The following is a 15113-nucleotide window of genomic DNA, read 5'->3' as shown; positions in this document are numbered from 1 at the left end:
ATGTTCAAACCATTAGACCCACTACTCCACTCCGAACTGCGACTGGCTGTGATGTCGCTGCTTATCAGTGCCGAAGAAGCTGAGTTTCCCTACATCAAAGAACAGACGGGAGCTACAGCGGGCAATCTGAGTGTGCAGATAGACAAGCTCTCGGCAGCGGGATACATTGAGGTGGAGAAGACTTTCAAAGGCAAGAAGCCATGTACCCTCTGCCGCATCACTCCAGCTGGTCTGAAAGCTTTTGAGGAGTATGTTGAATCGTTAAAGAGTTATCTGAAATTATGAAAAAACTGTTTTTATTATTTATACTTTGTATCACCACTATCGCTACCAAAGCACAAAGTGGCGATGCAAAAGGTGAATGGTCAGGACAGCTGAATGTATTTGGCCAGAAACTAACACTCGTGTTCCATCTAAACGATGAAAACTGTACATTAGACTCACCAGACCAAGGCATCAAGGGCGTTCCTGCTAAATTGGAGCGCACAGAGACAGGTATCAAAGTTTCCGTTTCCTCAATCAATGCCAGCTACGAAGGTATAAATAAAGTTGACTCCATCACAGGAATATTTAAACAGCGTGGGATGTCATTTCCACTGACCCTAAAACCTGGAACGATGAAACGCAAGCGTCCACAAACGCCAGTAGCCCCCTTTCCCTACCAGACACAGGAGGTGAGTTTCAATAATGGCGATGTCATTGCAATATGATGGCGAAGCAACTTTTCGCCGATTGTTCATGTTCCGTAACCTCAAAATGTTGAGTGATGGCACACTATTTTTTCTTCCCTACTTTCGTCCTTCATGGGGTAAGTTCCATGATTGAAGAAAGGGAAAGAAGAAAGATGGGCTTGAAAACGTGTTCAAAGGGGTTGTTCATCGACCTTGCATGAATCGACTATAGCCTAAAGTGTTGATTATAAGTAGGTATTTTATATTTCGTAGGGCAAGTTGTTCCCAGTTTGAGCCAAGATAGCATCTTTTTTCTCGTTGTAAGAGATAAAAGTAACTTGGTCTTTCGTCAATTATGGGCTTCTACTAATGTAATTTTGCCTATTAGGGATAGCAAAATCCCATTGAAAAGTTAAATCTGTGTAAAAACAAGGCATTTAATTAAAATTTGCAACTTAAAAGTTGCGTAATTGAGAATAAAATCGTACTTTTACAGCAGTAAAGCGATAGCGATATATGGTATTTGAAAGAATCCTTGAAGGGAAAGACCACCTTTGGGCTGTACGTGACATGAGCAAGCCCAAGAATGAATTAGCGTTGTTGTTCGATTCGTGGAATGACTTCGGCTACCTTATGGACTTCTTCATGGATAACCTTGAAGATTTGAAATCATATTTTCACATCGAACGTATCTCTGATGCCATCGATGATACGATGGATGATGCAGAGCAATTGGAGAGGCTTATTCTTAACATACCCTACACAGAGAATCTTGATGAGTTGTTCAAACCACTTGGCCAAACCGATATGACCATCAGGGAACTGACGAGGGAGAAAGCACGTAACTGGGACAGAATGGGACATGCCAGTTGGCTGCGTATCTATGCAATCCGTCTGGAGAAAAATGTCTTCGTTATAACAGGTGGTGCCATCAAATTGACAAGAACGATGCAGGAACGCCCCCATACCCAGGAACAGCTTGACAGGCTCAATGCCTGCCGACAGTTCCTTGTGGACAACGGTGTTTTTGATTCAGATAGTTTTATATCATTAACCGAGGAGGACGAATTATGAAGTCAAGAGCAGTACAATTTTTGGAGGCTCACCAGTCGGGCGAGCAATCCACGTTTGAGGCTGATGCTCAATGGAGGAGAGAGAACGAAGCGTGGCTTAAACGCTCTCGTAGTGTCGCTCTGGCCATCATTGACTATATGCAGGACAACGGTCTGTCACGTAACGACGTGGCTGTGCGTCTGGCGGTCAGCCCACAATATGTAAGCAAGATTTTATCGGGGAAGGTAAACTTCTCTTTCAAATCAGTTGCGGAAATAGAAGATAAGCTTGGCGTGGACTGTTTTCGTGCCGCTGCCATAGTATAAACAATTTGTAACGTGAACTTTGAACCTAACATAAACGAGAATGACATCCTGACACTTGGCGCAGAAGTGTTGGAGGCATTATTGCGTGACCATACCACAGGAGCCAATATCTTCTGGGCAACGGCAGACTATGAGCATCTCGGAGAGAAATACGGCTATAAAATGCCCATATTGCCAGAACTTGTAACAGGAGAAAACAACAAGGTTGTTATGCCCCGTGTACTGAAATCAAAAGAACAGCAGCGCGTAATTAAATGATCAATACTCATCCTCATTGAAAAAGAATTTCTCGCAAAGAGCGCTAAGACGCAAAGATATTAAAGAATATGAAGCCTCTACAAAAAAAGATTCTTAAATTCTTTGCATCCTAAAAAACTTGGCGTCTTTGCGTTCTTTGCGTGAGATTTAGTACATCTACAGCTCTGTAACTTATTTATTCGACGCAACTATGCCGAAAAAGTATCTTGGACAAAAAAATTCTCGCAAAGTACGCTAAGACGCAAAGATATTAAAGAGTATGAAGCCTCTACAAAAAAAGATTCCTAAATTCTTTGCATCCTAAAAAAAACTTGGCGTCTTTGCGTTCTTTGCGTGATATTTGATACTCTTAAACTCTTCGCGCTCTAAAAAAACTTGGCGGCTTTGCGTTCTTTGCGTGATATTTGATACTCTTAAACTCTTTGCATCCTAAAAAACTTTGCGCCTTTGCGTACTTGGCGTGAGATTTGATACTCTTAAACTCTTCGCGCTCTAAAATAACTTTGCGTCTTTGCGTACTTGGCGTGAGATTTGATACTCTTAAACTCTTCGCGCACTAAAAAAACTTGGCGGCTTTGCGTTCTTTGCGTGATATTTTACATCAACTACTCTGTAACTTATTTATTCGACATAGCTGTACTGGAACAAGTATCTTGGCATCCTTGGCGAAAACAGGGTGTAATATAAATAATTAAATATATAAATACACAAAGCAAACAAAAACATTCATCATTCGACCAATATCCAATAGATTTGAGGACAAAACCGCAAGAGAATCGTCTATAAGTTATGAAAAGAAAGATTACGACAATACTCGTGTTAGCATTAGCATTAACTACGCTGCAACTATCAGCCAAAAGTCAGCTTAAAAATCCTTTTAAGCAGATGAAGAAAGTGCTTCGCGCTATCCATGAACCAAAATTTCCGAATCGGGAATATCAGATGCTCGATTATTATAACGGTACAGATAGTCTGTATACCGCAGCAATTAACGAAGCGATTAATACCTGTTCTCAACAAGGGGGTGGTCATGTCATTATCCCTGACGGCACGTGGAAAACAGGCCCGATTAGACTGAAATCGAATGTGGATTTGCATTTGAGCGATAAGGCTCACCTCCTCTTTTCGACCGATCCCCGCATCTTCCCTACCGTACTGACCCGCGAAGAAGGTATCGACTGTTATAATATTTCACCGCTGATTTATGCGTATGGCGAAAAAAATATCGCTATCACGGGTAAAGGTATTATGGACGGACAGTCTGACGAAACCAACTGGCAAAAGAAGGAACGTCGTAATATTCAAAAGGACAGTAAAGGAAAAATCGGTGAGCGAAACCTGCTCTTAGAATATAAGGTGAACCGCACCCCGATAGAACAGCGTCGGTTCGAGGGAATGATGGGTATGCGCCCTCAGTTTGTGAATACCTATAAGTGCGAAAATGTACTGATCGAAGGACCTACCTTTAATCGTTCTCCATTCTGGATACTCCATCCGCTACTCTCCAAGAATGTAATCGTACGCGATGTCAACCTCGATAGTCACGGCCGAAATAATGATGGCTGCGATCCGGAATCGTGCGAAAATGTACTGATAGAGCGCTGCCGATTCAACACAGGCGACGATTGTATTGCGATTAAGAGTGGTAAGGATGAAGACGGTAGAGTATGGAATATACCCAGCAAGAATATCATTATTCGCAACTGCGAAATGAAGGATGGACATGCCGGTGTAGGTATCGGTAGCGAGATTACCGGCGGATGCGAAAATGTTTGGGTGGAAAACTGTAAAATGGACAGTCCGAATCTGACTCGTGTGATCCGTATCAAATCGAATCCAGAACGAGGCGGTGAAGTGAAAAATCTATATGTCAGAAATGTAGAAGTAGGTGTCTGCGACTTAGCTGTACTGGGTATCGAACAGAAATATTGGTATACTCCTACTGGTCCTTATATGCCTTATTTCCATGATTTCTATTTCGAAAATGTGAAAAGCAGTGGCAGTAAATATGCGCTTCATATCGACGGCCATGAGGGTACAGCCCAAGTGGAAAATATCTACATGAAAAATTGCAGGTTTGATAACGTATCAATGCCTGAACACAACATGATTATCGGTACCAGAAATATTTTATTAGATAACGTATATATTAATGGAGAAAAACAGCCATCGGAGCGATAACCGATGCGCTGTTTTTCCACAGGAATCATTAAGCATCGTTACGCTTATCGTGTTTTTTGCCACCACGTTTCTGATGCATTTCCTGGTAAGACTTGTATTGACTTTCGGTAAGGATAGACTTGAGTTTCGTATCATACTCCTGACGTTTCTCTTTCATCTCCTTCATCTTAGCCTTCATCTCTTCCGTCATTTCAGGACGCTGTTGCTCAGAGTTGGATGTATTATCCATTTTAGGACGACCGCCTCCTCTACCGGGTCTACTGATTACATCCTTATACGCTTCATTCAGCGATAAAAGTTGTGCTTTCTGGTCATCCGAGAGTTTCAGCACTTCAGCCATCATCTCCGTATGCTGCTTTACAGTAAACGGTTTACGGCCTGACTTATTGTTATCTCCGTTGAAGTCGTTTTGTGCCATTGCCATCGTCATTGTAGCGAGAGCTACCATTGTTAACATCATCTTTTTCATCATCGTTTTTCCTTTCATTTTATAAATACACGTGAATACATTGTGCCGTATGCTTGCGGCTTACAATCTATTAGACCGGAAAAAGATGAAAAAGTAAAATGGACAAAGCTGCAATTTCAGCGGAAAGCCATTTTTTCTCAGTAAAATCCCATATTTTCTATACGAAAGGCAAGCCAATATCGGACATATAGACTTTGAAAACATTGTCCTTGGCATTGCCTTCCATCGGAAGCCCAGTGATGTCTGGATACACTTTTTCAAACGAATAATCACTATCTCAACGCACTTTTTCAAACGAATAATCACTATCTCAACGCACTTTTTCAAACGAATAATCACTATCTCAACGCACTTTTTCAAACGAATAATCACTATCTTAACGCACTTTTTCAAATGAATAATCACTATCTTAACGCACTTTTTCAAACGAATAACCACTATCTCAACGCACTTTTTCAAACGAATAATCACTATCTTAACGCACTTTTTCAAATGAATAATCACTATTTAACGCATTTTTTCAAACGAATAATCACTATCTCAACGCATTTTTTCAAACGAATAACCACTATCTCAACGCATTTTTTCAAACGAATGTGTCAAATCCTATGACCTTAACGGAAAAAGGTTGTCACTTTTTAGAGAGTTAAGTGAGGGATGGCTTCTTCGTGAAGCTGTATGCTACTGGTGTTTATCGTCAGCGCATGGAAGGTGTCTTCGTCAAGACGAAGCAGCTGTGACGCTTAGACACGAAAAAGCCGCCCGGAAGCCTTCTCATGAGGACTCCCGAGCGGCGTCGTTGCATCTTGCTATGGTCACGTGATGTGAGGGTTGCTCCCACATCACGCTGTGACTTTGCCCTTACCGTCTGGCGAGCCTGTGCTGTCAGACGGTATTGTGCCCAGCAAGAATCTGTGTCATTTATTCAAAGAACACTTGAGCCGAAAATCGCGATTAAGCGAGGGCAGTGAGAGCGCGCTCTCAAATTGCCGAGCGTGAGCGATTTATCCAATGCAGAGCCGAGCTTGCTCGCGCTATGCTGAGGCGATGGTGTTTTTCGGGCGAAGCCCAAAGAACGCTGTTCTTGTCGCTATTCAGAAGGGAGGACGGCCGTCCGTGCGCCGTGGCGACGGGGCCGCCCACCTTGGGTTTGGTTCAGTCGGATTTGAAATCCGACTGCTACGAGTATCAGGACTTACAGTCCGCAAAATCGCATTTCAAATACTTATATTCACTGCGGTCGGATTCTTGCGTCCCTTCGGTAGCAAGCCAGCAGAGCTGGAGCGGCAAATCCGACCGAGCGGGATCACTGCTTCGTCAGCTTGTCGGTGATGTCAATGCCGTTCAGTGTGACAGAAATGAGACCATAGTCGTTAGGCTCTGAGCTGACATAGAGACCAGGAGTATAGGTATAGGTGTCGCTGGCGGCATTGAACGTCCACTCCATGCCTTCATACTCATAATCATAAAAGCCTGCGCTGATGGTGATGTTATTGCCGCTCTTCACTACCCTGTAGACGGCGTCGTCGTCAAGGCTCCATTTGTTGCCGCCCTTGTCGGCTTCAAACGAACCATAGCCATAGGTGCCCTGGACGTAATCACCTGCGATATTACCGTCCCACTTGAAGTAGACCTTGATGACGGCTCCGTTGACGAAGGCAGCAGCCAGTGTGGAGACATTGACTGCACAGGTGGCCGATACGCCGCTGCCGTCGTTGGCCGTGGCGGTGATGTTGGCCGTACCCTTGGCCACGCCAGTCACTTCGCCCGTCGAGGCATCAACGGTGGCGACGGAAGGGTTGTCGCTTGACCATGTCACGGTCTGGTCGGTAGCGTTGTCAGGCGTAACGCTGCTCACGCTGAGCGTTTCAGTATTACCCACGCCAAGCTGCGTCTCGGTCTTGTTGAGCGTGATGGCGGTTACGCTGGCGCTGACCTCCTGTGCCTGTCCTCCTGCGAGTATCTCGCCGGTGGTCCAGTCCTGTACGGTGACGCTTGCCACCTCAATCCTGTTCTTACCCACTACGAGGTTGAAGGTGTAGCTGTTGCCTGCCTCCAGTTCTGGGATGCCCTTCACGAGGAGGGTGCTGCCTTCGCCGTCGGTCAGGGTGATGAAGCGGGCGCCGCTGTCACCATAGCCAGGCACTACGAGGGCGGTGTAGGTAGAGCCTTGACCACCGTCGCCCTGTGCGTATGGGGTGATTTCAGTGCTGCTGCCCGTGGAATTGCCGTTTTCAATGCCGCTGGCTTCGCTGTAGATGCTTACGTTGCTGACGGTCTTCTGGTCATCACGGTACTGGCTGCCGAAGCCGCTGATGCGTACGATGACGCGGGCCATTTTGCGCTCCAGTTGCATCTGGATGTCGCTGCCGCCCTCAGGACGGGAGATGTTCTGCTGGCGCGTCATGTAGTCGGCGAGGGCTATCTTTGCCTCGCTGCTCTGGTCGGCGGGCATGGTGAAGGTGGTCATCGACGTGCCGGTGGTCACAGGATAGTAGGCCGAGAAGGAGAGCATAGGCTGTGTCCAGAGGAGGAACTTATTGGCCTCGGCCTCAGTCCAAGTCTGGTTTTCGGTTGACGTACAGTGGAAGATGACGGCCTCCTGATCGTTGGTGCTGACGCTGATTTGGTCGCCTTGGTTGAACTGGCGCTGCGTGTCGTCGGTGGCAGCGGCATTGCTACGGGTAGTACCCTGGAGCGAGCCTACGGAGAAGTTAACACTCACGGCATTATTCGGACGGGTGATGCTAACAGCCTCATCGTCGCTCTGGCAGCTGGCGAGTACACCCATGAGGGCGAGGGCTGCCATGGAAAGATATTTTGTTGCTTTCATATTGATTGTTTCTTTTTTCGTTATTACGTTATATCGTTATCACGACATTTTGACCTGTTAAAACTTACTCTGTACCGAGGTTATCGCCAAGCTGGTCTTCCCATGGGCTGGCGCTGAAGGCGCGGGCATTGAGGGTCACGGTGTCATAGCCTACGGTGAGAGGCAGCGTGTAGTGCTTGCCCTGCTCCAGGGTGATGGCCTCGATGTTGGTCCAAGAGAACGAGCGTGTACCGATCTTGAACGATACGGTCAGCTGGCCGGCGGCGATGGTCTGAGGCACGACGATGCTCTCATAGGTGGCCGTGCTGTGCTGGTTCGTCTCGGTAGCTGCAGTGAAAGCGCTCTGGTTAGCGAGGATGTCGACAGCGGTCGAAGCGGTGACGATCACAGTACCGTAGTTCTCGTTGGCAGTCTCCATGGCCTTGAACTGGTAGCCGGCGTTGGTGCCGCTGATGGTAAAATCGGTGATGTCGGTAGCGTGGTTCAGCTTCGGATCTACCTTATAGAACTCGTTGGCCAGGTCGAGCGTCACGTCGAGCTTCGCCAGTGCGTGGTAGAAGTTGATGACCAGTTTGCCGTTCTGCAGCAGTGTCTGCTCGGTAGAAGGGTTGGCAATGGTCTTAGTCGGCATGGTCAGCAAGTCCTGCTGCTTCAGAAGGGCCTCGGTGCTCTGGTCGGCAGCCACGGTGAGGCTGGCACCGTTGACGAACTCTCCGTCGGTGAATGTCTTACCCTGCTTGTAGGCGGCGGTCACGGTGATGCTCTGCGTGTTGTTCTGCCAGAGCATACGCTCCAGGGGCGTCCACTCCGTGCCATCGTACTCTACGGTATTGAAGTAGCTGTAGATGCCCGAGTTAGGGTTGATAATCATCACCTGGAACTGCTGGTAGGCCTGGTTCAGGTCGCTGCTGGTGATGCTAGCGCGGGTTTCTGCATCTGCAGCATCATTCAAGTTGGTGGTGAAGCGGATTACACCATCCTCAGGGAACTGCGACTGCTGCTGTACGGTCTCGATAGCATCGTCGCTGGAACATGCCGTCAGCGCCATAGCTGCTGCAGCTGCGAAGAAAATGTTTTTGATTTTCATAATGGTATTGCTTTAAATTAAAAATATTGAATTATTGTCGATGGGAGCCCTCCTCGCCAGAGAGGCAAAAGTGGGACTCTTACTGAAGTGCCTGTCCGGCACTGATGGTGATATTCTTGGCGGCTTGCTGCCCGGCAGAAGTCGCGTCATCGCTGCTACATGCCACGGTCAACAGACCGAGAGCAGCGAATGGGATAATTCTTAAAGCTTTAATCATTTTGTTAAAAGCCGCCCGGGAATCTTCTCATGAGGACTTCCGAGCGGCTTGGTCGTGCTTGCTATGGTCACGTGATGTGAGGGTTGCTCCCACATCACGCTGTGACTTTGCCCTTACCGTCTGGCGAGCCTGTGCCGTCAGACGGTATTGTGCTTGCAAGAATCTGTCACATTTGTTCAAAGAACGATATCGTTTACCTCACGCGTGGTACAGAACCCGAGCGGGGAGCGTTCAGTTCGTCGGCTCAATGGTGAACACAAAATTAATATTGCCGCTATACGGCACCATACCTATAATATTGCCGCTGAACGATACGCTGGAGGCAGGAGTGCCGGTCCAGGTCTGTTTTTTATTGCTGCCCGACCAGCCTGTGCCTGAAAATTCATGAATATCATCAGCTGTTACTTCAATCTTGGTGAAGTTGCCGAGGGTGGTGGAGATTGTTCCGCCATGCATGAAATTCTTATACTCGAAGTCTATATCCTCGGCAGTTATAGTGACACCGTCCTTGGTGAAAGATTTTCCATAGCCGGTTCCGGTTATATCATCTTTGTTCCACGTTACGGTGATGGTGGCTGGGACAATGACGCTGACCTCTTCTTCAGCCTGTCCTCCTGCGAGTATCTCGCCGGTGGCCCAGTCCTGTACGGTGACGCTTGCCACCTCAATCTTGTTCTTACCCACTACGAGGTCGAAGGTGTAGCTATGGCCTGCCTGCATCTCAGGGATGCCCTTCACGAGGAGGGTTCTGCTTTCGCCGTCGGTCAGGGCGATGAAGTCGGCGGAGCCGTCACCATAGCCAGGCACGACGAGGGCGGTGTAGGTGGTGTTCAAGCCACCGTTGCCCTGTGCGTATGGCAGGATTTCGGTGCTGCTGCCCGTGGGATAGCCGTTTTCAATGCCGCTGGCTTCGCTGTAGATACTTACGTTGCTGACGGTCTTCTCGTCGTCATCGTACTGGTCGCCGAAGCCGCTGATGCGGACAATGACGCGCGCCATCTTGCGCTCCAGTTGCATCTGGATGTCGCTGCCGCCCTCAGGACGGGAGATGATCTTCTGGCGGGTCATGTAGTCAGCGAGGGCGATATTCTCCACGCTGCTCTGGTCGGTAGGCAGGGTGAAGCCGGTCATCGACGTGCCAGTGGTTAAAGGATAGTAAGCCGAGAAGGAGAGCATAGGCTGTGTCCAGAGGAGGAACTTATTGGCCTCGGCCTCAGTCCAAGTCTGGTTTTCGGTTGACGTACAGTGGAAGATGACGGCCTCCTGATCGTTGGTGCTGACGCTGATTTGGTCGCCTTGGTTGAACTGGCGCTGCGTGTCGTCGGTGGCAGCGGCATTGCTACGGGTAGTACCCTGGAGCGAGCCTACGGAGAAGTTAACACTCACGGCATTATTCGGACGGGTGATGCTAACAGCCTCATCGTCGCTCTGGCAGCTAGCGAGTACACCCATGAGGGCGAGGGCTGCCATGGAAAGATATTTTGTTGCTTTCATATTGATTGTTTCTTTTTTCGTTATTACGTTATATCGTTATCACAACATTTTGACCTGTTAAAACTTACTCTGTGCCGAGGTTATCGCCAAGCTGGTCTTCCCATGGGCTGGCGCTGAAGGCGAGGGCATTGAGGGTCACGGTGTCATAGCCTACGGTGAGAGGCAGCGTGTAGTGCTTGCCCTGCTCCAGGGTGATGGCCTCGATGTTGGTCCAAGAGAACGAGCGTGTACCGATCTTGAACGAGATGGTCAGGGCACCGGCGGCAATCTGCTGTGGCACTACGATGCTCTCGTAGGTGGCCGTGCTGTGCTGGTTCGTCTCGGTGGCTGCAGTGAAAGCGCTCTGGTTAGCGAGGATGTCGGCAGCAACGGGAGTGGTGGCAGCGGTCACGGTGCCGTAGTTCTCGTTGGCAGTCTCCATGGCATTGAACTGGTAGCCGGCGTTGGTGCCACTGATGGTGAACTCGGTGATGTCGGTGGCTTTGTTCAGCTTCGGATCTACCTTATAGAACTCGTTGGCCAGGTCGAGCGTCACGTCGAGCTTCGCCAGTGCGTGATAGAAGTTGATGACCAGTTTGCCGTTCTGCAGCAGTGTCTGCTCGATAGAAGGGTTGGCAATGGTCTTAGTCGGCATGGTCAACAAGTCCTGCTGCTTCAGAAGGGCCTCGGTGCTCTGGTCGGCAGCCACGGTGAGGCTGGCACCGTTGACGAACTCTCCGTCGGTGAATGTCTTGCCCTGCTTGTAGGCAGCGGTCACGAAGATGCTCTGATAGTCGTTCTGCCAGAGCATACGGTTTATGGGTGTCCACTCAGTGCCGTCGTACTGTACGGTATTGAAGTAGCTGTAGGTGGCCGATGCGGGGTTGACTATCTTCACCTGGAACTGCTGACCGTTCTGGTTCACATCACTGCTGGTGATGCTGGCGCGGGTTTCTGCATCTGCAGCATCATTCAAGTTGGTGGTGAAGCGGATTACACCATCCTCAGGGAACTGCGACTGCTGCTGTACGGTCTCGATAGCATCGTCGCTGGAACATGCCGTCAGCGCCATAGCTGCTGCAGCTGCAAAGAAAATGTTTTTGATTTTCATAATGGTATTGCTTTAAATTAAAAATATTGAATTGTTGTAGATGGGAGCCCTCCTCGCCAGAGAGGCAAAAGTGGGGCTCTTACTGAAGTGCCTGTCCGCCACTGATGGTGGTGCCTTCGGTCCAGTCGTTGATGCTCACCTCGCCAACCTCAATCTTGTTGCGGCCAACGATGAGGTTCAGTGTGGTATACTTGCCGGCCTCGAGGGGGATGTCAGCGTCGTGGGTGTAGGTGAAGGACTGACCGTCGATGGTGAGCGTGACGGTGCGGAAGCCCGTCTGCGGAATCATGATGCCGCTGAAGCTGCGGGCATAGCCCTCGGCAGCGTCCTTGGCGGCAAGGGCGACAGCTGCCTGATCACCGGCAGCGTAGGTCTTGGCCAGATAGTCAATGGTACAGGTCTTGGCAGCCGTGGCCTCGCAGGAAGCCACTTCAGGGGCTGCGTCCCACTGGTTGCGGAAGTTCAGATTGACATAGAGCTTCGACATAGCGTGGTCGAAGGTCAGCGAAACGGGGTTCTGCATGGCCACGAGTCCGCTCATCTGGCGTGCCACAAGCAGGTCGCTCTGCTCATACTTGGTGTTGTCCACCGTGTAAAGGTCGGCAGTGAAGTCGGTCACTGTGCGTGCAGGATAGATACCGAGGAAATAGTGGGCGGTCACCATGTCGGCCCAAAGCATAGGCGTGGCAGGTGTCCACTTGCCGTCGGCACCGAGACTGTTTACTACACCATCTACCACACGGTTGGCAGGAACGGCTGTGGCAGAGCCTGTCCAGGCATAGATACTGACACCATCACCCGTGTCGAACACCGTGGTGTTGCCTGTGGTCGTGGCACGGGTCATAGCACCGATATTCGCCTCGATGGTGATATTCTTGGCGGCTTGCTGCCCAGCAGAAGTCGCGTCATCGCTGCTACATGCCACGGTCAACAGACCGAGAGCAGCGAATGGGATAATTCTTAAAGCTTTAATCATTTTGTTATATGCTTTTAGTTATCTTAAATTATTAGTTGGATTAAGTATTTCGCCAGTGAAACTCCAGCCCTCCTGCCAGTCGTTGATGGTCATAGCCTCGAAACGCATATAAGGAGCAAGGGAGGCATAATCGAAGTTCATAGTGTAGTACATGCCAAGTTCCATACGTGGACAGTCGGCGGTAGATACTAGCACATTGCCATCGGCAGCGGTGGTGGTGATACGAAACTGTGTACGGCTCTCGCCGGCTGCTGTAGGAAGCAGGCGCTTGCCGTCCAGACGGAGCGTGGTGGCATCATCGGCTGTAGGAGAAAGGGAGCCGAAGTCGGCAATGGTCTGCTCTGACATCGGCACACCGTAGCGCCCGTTGGCATCTTTCTCGGTGAGCATGACACTTGCTGCGACCTTCTCCACGGCAATAGCCACCTTGGTACCTGAAGGCACACCCGTCACGTTGACGGTGAGCGTAGACAGCAGGCGTTGCAACGTAAAGTCTGCCACGGTGATCTGCCCGTCGAGGATGGTGACGTGGGTCACGGCATACCACGACTGGCGGGGAGACGAGGCGAAATCCTGCAATGATACGCTGGTTGGAGTGAGGCTATTGGATGAAGAAGAACCGCTGCTGACCAACTGGTAGCCGGATGATTCGTCCATATCGGCCGTGACAAGAATATCATACTCCCCTGCCGGCAACTGCTGCAGCCAGTCTGCACTTCCCTTTACAGAGGAGAAGGAGCGGGAACGGGTGACACCATTATTGCCCTTTATCTGGAAAGAAAGATGATCAATGGAACTGATGGCTGCTGAGTCGGACTCATTTTCCCAAAGAAGTTGGGGAGTGACATATCCCACAGACTCTCCGTCGTACTCATTGGGCTGGAACTCATGCTTGTCGTGATAACAGGCAGTGAGAAGACCTCCCCCTACCCCTCCCAAAAGAAGGGGAGTTAAAATGTTAGATATAAGAGCCGTCTTTATTCTCTTTCTAATAGATGTTTTCATAAGCTCATGTGTTATTTTTCGTTCATCATCAATTCTACACGGCGGGCCTCCTTACCGGTTGGTGCCTTGCGGTCGATACCTTTGCCGATGACAGGATGCAGACGGTGACCGTCTATGCCAAGGCGCTTGAGCAACATCTTAACGGTATCGGCACGAAGTTGGGTTAACCGAAGATTGTAACCCGCAGAACCCGTATCAGAGGCGTATCCGTTAATGCTCAGTGTTACATCCGGCTGTGCTTTCAGCATCTCTGCCACAGCATTGAGCTTATCGGCCTCTTTCTGTGTCAAACGGTGACTGTTGTGAGCAAAGTAGATTGTTGGTAAATCGGCGGCAGCTTCAGCCTTCGGTGTAGCGTTTTCTACAGGCTGATCCTCCACAACAAGTTGCTTCTCGATGCCCGGTTGTTCTTCGACTACAGGCAGTTGTTCTACGACCGGTTCTGGCTCTGTAGCGATGACTGGAGCCTCGAATACAGGTTTAGACTTGATCGATTTGCCAAAGTGGTAGGCCAACTTCAGACCTGCCTCATAGATCAGGTTGCTCTTGTGCTTGTACTTAGGAATATTGTCGAATCGGTCGCCAGTGAGGCACGTAATACCGCCATAGAGTTGAAGACCGAAGTTCTCTGCAACACGGTAGCCCAAGGAACCCTGACCGCCAACACCGAAATGCCACTGACGCTTGAACTCGTTCTCATATCCTTCAGCAAGATGCTTGGTACGGGTTGTAACGGCTGACACCTGTGGAGAGAGGTTGAGCGACCACTTAGTCGTAGGCTTCGTGAAAAGCGACAACACATCGAAGTTAGGCTGCAGACCGAAGCGTATCCACGAGGTCTTGGCCTCCAGGTCACGATAGTAGTTGCCCTGCTTGCCTAAGACAGGAGCAAAACTGATATCACCGTCGGTAGACAGCCAGAACGGATCGCAATCGAGCGAGGTCTGTTTCTGACGGCCCATCGTGGCGAGGGCTTCTAAGGAGAACAAGCGGCTGAACTGATAGCCGCCAAAGACACCGGCTTGAAAACCAACATGTGTCTGCCTCTCGGTGATGCTACGGAACGTGGCCTGACCAAACGAGGTGCCACCACCAAGACCTACATACCAGCCACGCTGATAGTCACGAAGGCTATCCTGGGCTAAGGCCGGTAACGTGCCTATAGACATGAACGCTATAAACAGCAAATGGAATTTGGCCATCGATTTTACTCCGATAGTATTCAGATTTAACCGTTTTTTCATGATGCGAATGTGAATTTAAATAATAGTTTGTTTGTTGCGAATATTATCTCTGTTGCAAATATATATAAAAAATAATTAATAAAATTAATCTTTTTTCAAAAAAAAAAAAAAAAAGAAAAAAAATGATAATTGTCTTGTTTTCAGTGTATAAAACAAGACATATACGCTCGGATCGCCCTTTGATTCCCCGAAACCGCGATCGTCATAGC

The 15113-nt window shown here is 49.1% G+C and carries 15 protein-coding genes; 6 read left to right on the top strand and 9 right to left on the bottom strand.

All coding sequences use genetic code 11. The annotated features are described in order from the left end of the window. The 6 genes from L6469_RS12790 to L6469_RS12765 all read left to right on the top strand — a co-directional run bounded on the left by L6469_RS12790 (position 1) and on the right by L6469_RS12765 (position 4489). Positions 1-285 carry a winged helix-turn-helix domain-containing protein gene (locus L6469_RS12790; protein ID WP_006283278.1) on the top strand — a complete coding sequence of 95 codons (285 nt, stop codon included), beginning with the start codon at positions 1-3 and terminating at the stop codon, positions 283-285. Beyond that, positions 282-710: a hypothetical protein gene (locus L6469_RS12785; RefSeq protein ID WP_006283277.1), complete on the top strand. Its 429-nt coding sequence runs from the start codon at positions 282-284 to the stop codon at positions 708-710. The genes L6469_RS12790 and L6469_RS12785 overlap by 4 nt, the downstream gene beginning before the upstream one ends. Positions 711-1187: 477 nt before the next feature. Next, a complete protein-coding gene (locus L6469_RS12780; RefSeq protein ID WP_006283276.1) occupies positions 1188-1745 on the top strand; it encodes a hypothetical protein in 558 nt (185 codons plus the stop codon). Continuing rightward, positions 1742-2050: a helix-turn-helix domain-containing protein gene (locus tag L6469_RS12775; protein WP_039871007.1), complete on the top strand. Its 309-nt coding sequence runs from the start codon at positions 1742-1744 to the stop codon at positions 2048-2050. The genes L6469_RS12780 and L6469_RS12775 overlap by 4 nt, the downstream gene beginning before the upstream one ends. 12 nt (positions 2051-2062) lie before the next feature. Continuing rightward, positions 2063-2308: a hypothetical protein gene (locus L6469_RS12770; RefSeq protein WP_006283275.1), complete on the top strand. Its 246-nt coding sequence runs from the start codon at positions 2063-2065 to the stop codon at positions 2306-2308. A gap of 789 nt (positions 2309-3097) precedes the next feature. Next, complete coding sequence (locus L6469_RS12765) at positions 3098-4489, top strand: glycoside hydrolase family 28 protein (RefSeq protein WP_006283274.1); 1392 nt, start codon at positions 3098-3100, stop codon at positions 4487-4489. Positions 4490-4517: 28 nt separating this feature from the next. On the opposite strand, the gene L6469_RS12760 is transcribed toward L6469_RS12765, so the two are convergent. From L6469_RS12760 to L6469_RS12720, 9 genes are all read right to left on the bottom strand, one after another. Beyond that, on the bottom strand, positions 4518-4976 hold the full coding sequence (locus tag L6469_RS12760) for a DUF4890 domain-containing protein (RefSeq protein ID WP_039871005.1): 459 nt from the start codon (positions 4974-4976) through the stop codon (positions 4518-4520). 1288 nt (positions 4977-6264) lie between these two features. Then, a complete protein-coding gene (locus L6469_RS12755; RefSeq protein ID WP_006283272.1) occupies positions 6265-7791 on the bottom strand; it encodes a fimbrillin family protein in 1527 nt (508 codons plus the stop codon). Between the two features lie 64 nt (positions 7792-7855). Continuing rightward, positions 7856-8878: a fimbrillin family protein gene (locus L6469_RS12750; protein WP_006283271.1), complete on the bottom strand. Its 1023-nt coding sequence runs from the start codon at positions 8876-8878 to the stop codon at positions 7856-7858. Positions 8879-8957: 79 nt separating this feature from the next. Then, positions 8958-9095 carry a hypothetical protein gene (locus tag L6469_RS12745; protein ID WP_006283270.1) on the bottom strand — a complete coding sequence of 46 codons (138 nt, stop codon included), beginning with the start codon at positions 9093-9095 and terminating at the stop codon, positions 8958-8960. 231 nt (positions 9096-9326) lie between these two features. Next, positions 9327-10589 (bottom strand): fimbrillin family protein, encoded by a 1263-nt coding sequence (locus tag L6469_RS12740; RefSeq protein WP_006283269.1) that lies wholly within the window; start codon positions 10587-10589, stop codon positions 9327-9329. A 64-nt stretch (positions 10590-10653) separates the two neighbouring features. Continuing rightward, positions 10654-11679: a fimbrillin family protein gene (locus tag L6469_RS12735; RefSeq protein ID WP_006283268.1), complete on the bottom strand. Its 1026-nt coding sequence runs from the start codon at positions 11677-11679 to the stop codon at positions 10654-10656. Between the two features lie 79 nt (positions 11680-11758). Continuing rightward, on the bottom strand, positions 11759-12655 hold the full coding sequence (locus L6469_RS12730) for a fimbrillin family protein (protein WP_006283267.1): 897 nt from the start codon (positions 12653-12655) through the stop codon (positions 11759-11761). A gap of 18 nt (positions 12656-12673) precedes the next feature. Beyond that, a complete protein-coding gene (locus tag L6469_RS12725; protein ID WP_006283266.1) occupies positions 12674-13660 on the bottom strand; it encodes a FimB/Mfa2 family fimbrial subunit in 987 nt (328 codons plus the stop codon). Between the two features lie 11 nt (positions 13661-13671). Next, positions 13672-14649 (bottom strand): OmpA family protein, encoded by a 978-nt coding sequence (locus L6469_RS12720; protein WP_162091558.1) that lies wholly within the window; start codon positions 14647-14649, stop codon positions 13672-13674. Between the last annotated feature and the right edge of the window lie 464 nt (positions 14650-15113).

The sequence above is a fragment of the Segatella baroniae B14 genome (genome assembly GCF_022024235.1).
In the GTDB taxonomy this organism is placed as follows: domain Bacteria; phylum Bacteroidota; class Bacteroidia; order Bacteroidales; family Bacteroidaceae; genus Prevotella; species Prevotella bryantii.
Note: the sequence above shows the minus strand (reverse complement) of the source record. Positions and strands in the feature narration are given on the sequence as shown.